General features: G+C 60.7%; 9 protein-coding genes. 3 read left to right on the top strand and 6 right to left on the bottom strand.

Features of this window, described 5'->3' with window-relative positions; translation table 11 throughout:
- A partial coding sequence (locus B4F73_RS16010; protein WP_290483760.1) for an aromatic ring-hydroxylating oxygenase subunit alpha occupies window positions 1-1093 on the top strand: 1093 nt, incomplete at its 5' end.
- On the opposite strand, the gene B4F73_RS16005 is transcribed toward B4F73_RS16010, so the two are convergent.
- A complete protein-coding gene (locus B4F73_RS16005; RefSeq protein ID WP_206991802.1) occupies window positions 1090-1425 on the bottom strand; it encodes a DUF6614 family protein in 336 nt (111 codons plus the stop codon). The genes B4F73_RS16010 and B4F73_RS16005 overlap by 4 nt on opposite strands.
- 96 nt (window positions 1426-1521) lie before the next feature.
- On the opposite strand from B4F73_RS16005, the gene B4F73_RS16000 reads away from it, so the two are divergent.
- A complete protein-coding gene (locus B4F73_RS16000) occupies window positions 1522-1701 on the top strand; it encodes a hypothetical protein (protein ID WP_290480327.1) in 180 nt (59 codons plus the stop codon).
- Window positions 1698-2489, top strand: a complete 792-nt coding sequence (locus tag B4F73_RS15995; RefSeq protein ID WP_290480947.1) for a glycosyltransferase family 2 protein — start codon at window positions 1698-1700, stop codon at window positions 2487-2489. The genes B4F73_RS16000 and B4F73_RS15995 overlap by 4 nt, the downstream gene beginning before the upstream one ends.
- 12 nt (window positions 2490-2501) lie before the next feature.
- Here B4F73_RS15995 and B4F73_RS15990 read toward each other — a convergent pair whose 3' ends face one another.
- From B4F73_RS15990 to B4F73_RS15970, 5 genes are all read right to left on the bottom strand, one after another.
- Complete coding sequence (locus tag B4F73_RS15990) at window positions 2502-4136, bottom strand: beta/gamma crystallin-related protein (protein ID WP_206991800.1); 1635 nt, start codon at window positions 4134-4136, stop codon at window positions 2502-2504.
- 66 nt (window positions 4137-4202) lie between these two features.
- Entirely contained in the window at window positions 4203-4754 is a 552-nt protein-coding gene (gene rimM, locus B4F73_RS15985) for a ribosome maturation factor RimM (protein ID WP_206991799.1), read from the bottom strand.
- A gap of 50 nt (window positions 4755-4804) precedes the next feature.
- Complete coding sequence (locus tag B4F73_RS15980; protein ID WP_290483759.1) at window positions 4805-5470, bottom strand: beta/gamma crystallin-related protein; 666 nt, start codon at window positions 5468-5470, stop codon at window positions 4805-4807.
- Window positions 5471-5627: 157 nt separating this feature from the next.
- Window positions 5628-6065 (bottom strand): 30S ribosomal protein S16, encoded by a 438-nt coding sequence (gene rpsP, locus B4F73_RS15975; protein WP_206991797.1) that lies wholly within the window; start codon window positions 6063-6065, stop codon window positions 5628-5630.
- 40 nt (window positions 6066-6105) lie between these two features.
- On the bottom strand, window positions 6106-6423 hold the full coding sequence (locus tag B4F73_RS15970) for a chorismate mutase (RefSeq protein ID WP_206991796.1): 318 nt from the start codon (window positions 6421-6423) through the stop codon (window positions 6106-6108).
- Between the last annotated feature and the right edge of the window lie 107 nt (window positions 6424-6530).

The raw sequence follows: 6530 nt of genomic DNA, 5'->3' as shown, positions 1-6530 counted from the left end.
TGGCCGTGTCCGCAAGCCTCTGGAACAAGCCTATACCCTGCCCCCAGCCGCCTATCTCGACGAGGATGTGTACGCGCGCGAAACCGACCAGATCCTGCGCAAGAGCTGGCTTCCGCTGGCACGCATCGACCAGATAGCCACGCCGGGCGATTTCGTTTCGCTCGACCTGTTCGGCCAACCGGTCATGGTGGTTCACGGACATGATGGCGAAGTCCGTGTCATGTCGCGCACATGTCTGCACCGCGCAGCCCTGCTGGCAGACGGAAACGGCAATCGCAAGCTATTCACATGCCCCTACCACGCTTGGAGCTATGACACGTCGGGCCAGCTTGTCCGGGCGCCCCTGATGAATGGCGCAGAGGAGTTTGCTGAATCCAATTGCCGGCTGCCCCAGCTCCGCACGGAAATCTGGGAGGGCTTTGTCCTCGCCAATTTCGACCCCGACGCAGCGCCCTTCACCCCGCCGGTCGAGACGTTTCGCAAGTATTTCGAGAACTTCCGCCTCGCCGACATGAAGGTCGTTCACACGCTCGAATTCGACAGCGAGTGGAACTGGAAAGTGCTTGTGGAGAATTTCATGGAAGCTTACCATCACATCGCCACGCATTCCGAGACGTTCGAGCCCGCCTATCATGCCCGCGACTCCCGCGCGCCGGACAATGACGGCCCGTGGTCCATCCTGCACATGCCAGCGGCCCATGAGGAACTGCCGCCTGGCCTGCCCCCGCTTGAAGGTCTTGAAGACTGGCAGGCGCGCGACCTGTTCGCGACCGCCATCTTTCCGCACTTCCTGCTGGGCATTCAGGGCAGTGTCGTCACCTGGTACCAGGTCTTTCCGCAAGGCGCCGGCAAGTTGCACCTGAAGATCCATATTTGCGTTCCAGCCGCTTACAGCGAGATGGAAGGCTTTGACGAGATTGCGGAAGGCATGGCCCTGATGGTCTCGGCGATCCATCACGAGGATATCGGCGCGAATGATCTTGTCTGGCAGGGCCTCAACGCGCCGATGACACGGCAAGGCCGCCTCTCTCCACTTGAGAAGGCCATCTGGCAGTACAATCAATGGTGGCTCGACAAGATGGAAGCGCCCTAGGCGGCCCCATCCCAATCCGGCCAGTCGCGGAACAGGCCGAACTTGATGTTGGTCACCATGGCATTCGCGCTGAAGTGCAGCGTATCGGTTTCACCGGACCGCGCGGCGGCGGCGCGAAAAGCGGTGTCGAGCTGGGCGAGGTCGCGCGTCTCGATCATGATGTGGAACTCGCGCACATCGTCCGGCCGCAGGCCCAGCTTGCAGCGCATCATGCGCCAGGATTCGATCCGGCCGTCTGACTTCATATGATCCAGAAACGCCGGTAGCGCCTTGGCGAAGGCACGCTCGTCCGTTCCGGGCTTCAGGTCAAACCAGACGTGATAAATATCCATGCCGCGCTCTCCTGCTTGGTCGCCTGTTGCACCTATCGTAACCGGCTGGCAATTGGCATACTCGTTTCATGACGTTCCAACCGGGAGTTTTGTGACATGGGCATCATCGCATCGGTGGCAGCCTTCCTTGGACAGAAACCCCGTACCGCATCGAACCGGAAAGTGCCGGAGGCCTACAAGGCCATGTCCGCCGCCGAACTGAAGGACCGCGCCATGGCCGGCGATGTCCAGGCCGAAACCGCCCTGCGCCAGCGTGCAGCTTCAGCGGGCAAATGAGACTGGACCGCCAAGGCGCCAGCCTCTACTCCAGACCTATGCCCCAAAGCCCCGCCCTCTCCGTCCTGATCCCGTTCTTCAATGAAGAGGGTAATGTGCACCCCGTGATCGACGAGATCCATGAGCAGCTGGCGGGGATCAGTTTCGAGATTGTGTGCGTGAATGATTGCTCGTCCGACGCGACAGAGCAGGAACTTGCCGAAGCGATGGCGAAGCATCCCGATACCGTGGTCGTGTTCAATCATGTCGCGCGCAAGGGGAAGTCCGCCGCACTGTTCACCGGGCTCAAATCTGTGCGCGGCCAGTGGGTACAATTGCTTGACGGGGACGGGCAGAACGATCCGGCGGATACGGCCCGTCTCTGGAAAGAGATCATTGTGCCGGGCGCATCCCCAAGCCTCGGCATCATTGCAGGCAAGCGCAACAGCCGGAATGATTCCGGATTCAAATGGGTACAGTCCCGCGTCGCCAATGGGGTACGCCGCTTCGTGCTTCAGGATGATGCGACGGATACCGGATGCGGATGGAAACTGATCCGGACCGAAGCTTTTCGCGATCTGCCCTTCTTTGCCTCGATGCACCGCTTCCTGCCCGCCCTGATCAAGCGCGCAGGCTGGGATGTGCGCGAAGAGCGCGTGAATGATCGCAAGCGACTGGCGGGAGAATCCAAATACGGATTCCTCGGCAGGCTTGGCGCAGGCATCTTTGACCTGATCGGCATGTTCTGGCTGATCCGCCGGGGCGGATACGGCATCGCGCGCGAATGGCACGACCCGCGCGCGAACTGAGCCGCAACACCCCTAGTCCTTGTGAACTTCTCCACCCCGATTGCGCAGGGCTTTCGGCATATTATTTGACCGTTGCGGTTGCGGACGCGGCGTGGACCGTTGCTGCGGCTTTACCCGAGCCGGTTGGCGCTGAGCCTGTGGCCGGGCTTGCCGTTGCGGCTGTGCCTGTTTGCGCGTCTGCGGGGCAGGACGGACTTGCGGGCGCGCCGGTTGCCTCACCTGTTGTCTGGTCTGCTGTTGGGGACGGATCGTCTTTTGCTGGCGCGTCTGAGTTTGAGGGCGCTGCTGCACCTCACGGCGTTGCGTTTGAGTGTTCCTCAGCGCCTTGGGCCGCGAAGTATTCATGTCCACTTTTTGCCTGGGCCGCGGCGTGGCTGTGGGCCGGCGCTCGGTTTGCGCGCGGTTGCGCTGCGTTGCCGCCGGTTGCACCTGGCGCGTCTGCGGTCTCTGGGTGGTCGAACGGTTGGGCTGAATGGTCCGCACATTAGGACGCGGACGGTCTTCAGAGCCAATATTGGCACGTTGCGGGCGACCTGGCAGAGCGTGTGGGCGACGTTGCTGAGTCACGTCCCGCGCCTTCGGCCCGCCCGCAAGCGGGTTTGCCGCTGTCGGCGCTACTGTCTGCACATTTCCATTTCGTCCGCCGCCACGATTGCCATTCCGGCCATCATCCCGGCGACCGCGGTCTGCGTGACCCCCATCATTTCGGCCACCGCGATCTCCGCGTTGACCATCTCCCCGGCCGCCGCGCGGGCTGTCACCCACCGGCCGAATGGACGAGATGTTGTCATTCAGACGAATACCATTCAGCCGGTCCGTCGAGGCATCGACGATCTGACAGCGCCCTTTATAGTTCGCATGCTCGCAAACTTCCCATTTGCCAGAACGGATTTGCAGCGACGATATATTGTCATTGAAGCGATAGCGACTGAGGTCGGAAACGCCCTTGTTGAGGCCAAGCGAGGCACCGCGTTCATAGGAATCCGTGTAGAGCGTCACCGCGCCATTGCGCGCGCCATAATGCCCTCTCAGCGGGCGCTGTTGCTTGCGGTAATGACGCCCATAGTGCGGATTCGCGCCATGACGCGTCCAGCCGAAGCCATAGGGGCCGTGGCCGAGACGCGGACTGTAATAACCGTGGGATCGATAGCTCGGCGAATAGCCATAATGGTAGACGCTGACACTCGTGCTGGTGCCATAGCCGTGTGAGTAATTGTCGTACCCGTAACGGGCATTGTCAGCATAGCGGATATAGCCCGACTGATCGCGGGTGAACATCAAGCCGTGCTCGGCTTCGGTATACTCGTAAATCGGGCGCACCGACGTTAGTTCGCGATCAAGGCCGTACCAGTCGAGGTCCTGGACATCGCCACGGATGAAGACACAGCGGCCGGTGAAGTCGCTATGCTCGCACAGCTCCCAGGCGCCGGACAGGACCGCAACGGATTGCGCGCGATCATTGAAATAATAGTCGTTCAGAGAATAGACGGAATCGAAGACTTCCCGCACTTCCCCGCGAAAATCCTCGCCGCTGAACAACATCAGGCCCGCCGGTTGTTCATTGCCTTCATACTGCGCGGCTGCAGCGCCCACTACAGTTAGCGGAAGGGCAAGAGCAGCGCCGAAGCGGATTAATCTGGCAAACATGGGCAGTTACCTCGTTCTTAAACTACCCTTTATGACAGGTGGCGTCTGAACAAGCGGCAACATGGGTCAATCAGTGGATTCAGCCTCGTCCCCGGGCGCCGTCCATTCGGCGAGATCCGGAATGATGATGCGGGATGTGGCAAGGTCCACGGTCGGCACGTCGGCCAGCGTGAAGGGCACGAGAACCGTATCGCCCCGGTCCGCCAAACGGATTTCGAGCAAATCATCTGCGCCGAAATTCTGCACAGCTTTCACGGTGCCCGCAGGCTCATTCCCGCCCGCGAACACCTGAAGACCGACAAGGTCCTCGATGTAGAACTCGTCGTCATCTGTTTCCGGAAGTTTCGCGCGCGGGACATGCAATAGCGTGCCACGCATCGCGTCCCATTCTTCTTTTTGCTTCTGTTCCTTGGGACGCACAATGAAATGGTCCTTGCCGGGCCGGGCCGATTGCGGCGTCAGCACGGGCTTCCCGGCTTCATCAGTCAGCGCACCATAGGTGAACACATCATCCGGGTCGGCGGTGAAGCTTTTCACTCGCACATCACCGCGTACGCCGTGCGCACCCTTGATAACGCCCACGACGATCTGTCTCTCAGTATTTGATTTCGCGCTCATGCCGCTTCTCTAACGGCCGATTGGCAGAGCGCAAGCGGGCAAGCGCCGTATCAGCGCCAGCCGTCATAGGCGCGGATGGAGGAAATATTGTCGTTCATGCGGATTGGCTTCAAATCACCCGCGCCGCCCTGCAACACTTCGCACCGCCCCCGATAGTTCGCATGCTCGCAGACCAGCCAACTGCCGCCCGTCACGAGGAAGGAGCTTGCGCGGTCATTGAAACGATACTGGCCGAGATCCGGCACATCGTGGCTGATTTCGATGGCCTGCCCGCGCTGGGCAGAATCCTGGAACAGAACAAGGTCACCATACCCTCCTCCGCGACGGCCTTTCCCCGGCCGGTCGCGATAGGCGACAGGACGAAGGGAGGAAACATTGTCATTGAGGCGATATGCGTTCAGGCGACCTGTGCTCGCATCGACGATTTCGCACCGCCCCCTGAAATGGGCGTCCGTACACAGTTCCCATGCGCCAGCGCGAATGGTAATCGACGAGGCTCGGTCATTGAAGCGCAGGCGGGCAAGGTCCGGCTCGGCGCCCTGAATGCGAAGGCCTTCGCCGGAAAAGCCGGAATCAGCGTGAAGCACCACGCCATTCCCACCGCCACGATATGACGTATCATGATAGCGACCCCGGTCTGCGCTGGCAGGAAGGGCGAGCGCCGCAATTCCGAGTGCAGCAAAGGGCAGAGTTCTGAAAAGTTTAGCCTTGGACATCTCGGATCTCCTCTCGTGTCGTGTTCTTTCTAGAGAAAGCGACCTGAACGGTGATTTGGTTCCCTGTTACCCGGCATTCAGCCTCAGGCCTTGCGTCCACGAAAAAGGCCGGCACCCCGCAGGGCACCGGCCATATCCCGAGACTGGCAAGCCAGTCCTATTCCGAAGCAGCTTCCTCAGCGGGCGCTTCTTCAGCGGCCGGAGCTTCTTCTTCAGCCGGAGCCGCAGCAGCTTCAGCCGCCGCTTTTGCCTTTTCGGCTTTCTCTTCAGCGCGTTCCTGAGCTTTCTTGCCTGGCTCACCCTTGTTCGGGTTGTTGCCATGCGCCCATTCTACGAGCGGCTTGCCGTCCAGTTCGATCTTGGACAGGAAGCGTGCAACGCGTTCGGTCGGCTGGGCACCCTTGCGGAGCCATTCGGACGCTTTCTCGGCGTCGATCTGGACGCGGAATTCCGAATCTTTCGGAAGGCGCGGATCGTAGGAACCGATTTTCTCGACGAAACGACCGTCGCGCGGTGCGCGGGCATCCGCGATGACCACGGAATAGAAAGGGCGTTTCTTGGACCCGCCACGGGCGAGTCGAATCTTGAGGGCCATATGTGTATCTCCTGTAAGTCTGGCGTCTCGGGGTGGTAATTCAGTCGTCGGTCTCAAGACCGCGAATGTGCTCATGATGGCGGATGACTTCCGCCACGATGAAATTCAGTAGTTTCTCGGCGAAGGCAGGATCGAGCCCGCTTTCCTGTGCCAACTGGCGCAGGCGGTCGATCTGTCTGGCCTCGCGGTCCTTGTCCGCAGGCGGCATATTGTGCACGGCTTTCAGCTTGCCGACTTCCTGCGTCGCCTTGAAGCGCTCGGCCAGGGTGTGGATGATGATCGCATCCAGATTGTCGATACTGGAGCGCAGCTTGGTCAGCTGCAGCAGGGCGAAGGCGTCGCTTTGCTCATTGGTCATTTCTTTTTCCCTCCGCCGAGGCCGGGAAGACCGCCCATGCCCGGTGGCAGTCCACCGCCACCAAGACCGGGCAAGCCGCCTGCCCCGCCGCCCATCTTGGCAAGGTC

This window comes from Hyphomonas sp. UBA3601 (assembly GCF_002375605.1).
GTDB lineage: Bacteria > Pseudomonadota > Alphaproteobacteria > Caulobacterales > Hyphomonadaceae > Hyphomonas.
This window is presented reverse-complemented; position numbering and strand designations above follow the sequence as displayed.

Coding starts and splice junctions, on each gene's coding strand:
- B4F73_RS15990 (WP_206991800.1), bottom strand. CDS start 4,136: ATGTTTGCCAGATTAATCCGCTTCGGCGCTGCTCTTGCCCTTCCGCTA.
- B4F73_RS16000 (WP_290480327.1), top strand. CDS start 1,522: ATGGGCATCATCGCATCGGTGGCAGCCTTCCTTGGACAGAAACCCCGT.
- rpsP (WP_206991797.1), bottom strand. CDS start 6,065: ATGGCCCTCAAGATTCGACTCGCCCGTGGCGGGTCCAAGAAACGCCCT.
- B4F73_RS15980 (WP_290483759.1), bottom strand. CDS start 5,470: ATGTCCAAGGCTAAACTTTTCAGAACTCTGCCCTTTGCTGCACTCGGA.
- rimM (WP_206991799.1), bottom strand. CDS start 4,754: ATGAGCGCGAAATCAAATACTGAGAGACAGATCGTCGTGGGCGTTATC.
- B4F73_RS15970 (WP_206991796.1), bottom strand. CDS start 6,423: ATGACCAATGAGCAAAGCGACGCCTTCGCCCTGCTGCAGCTGACCAAG.
- B4F73_RS16005 (WP_206991802.1), bottom strand. CDS start 1,425: ATGGATATTTATCACGTCTGGTTTGACCTGAAGCCCGGAACGGACGAG.
- B4F73_RS15995 (WP_290480947.1), top strand. CDS start 1,698: ATGAGACTGGACCGCCAAGGCGCCAGCCTCTACTCCAGACCTATGCCC.